Annotated in this window: 1 protein-coding gene; it reads left to right on the plus strand. The window is 69.7% G+C overall.

All coding sequences use genetic code 11. The features are described from left to right. Positions 1-271: hypothetical protein (locus tag OO69_RS48620; protein ID WP_033287472.1), on the plus strand; the 271-nt coding region annotated here is incomplete at both ends.

Consider the following 271-nt stretch of genomic DNA (forward strand, 5'->3'; position numbering starts at 1 on the left):
CACCCCCCACCCCCTGACCGCCCCACTACTGCGCCGCAACCGACCCGACACCACCACCCTCCACACCACCCTCGCCCAACTCCACACCACCACCAACACACCCATCTGGACCGGAAAGACCAGCACCACCGCCCCCGACCTCCCCACCTACGCCTTCCAACACCAGCGCTACTGGCTCGACACCCCCACCACCACCGGCAAACCGACCGACCTCGGCCTGGACCGCACCGACCACCCACTGCTCGGCGCCACCGTCGAACTCGCCGAGGGC

Origin of the sequence: Streptomyces sp. NRRL F-525 (genome assembly GCF_000716605.1) — a bacterium.
GTDB lineage: Bacteria > Actinomycetota > Actinomycetes > Streptomycetales > Streptomycetaceae > Streptomyces.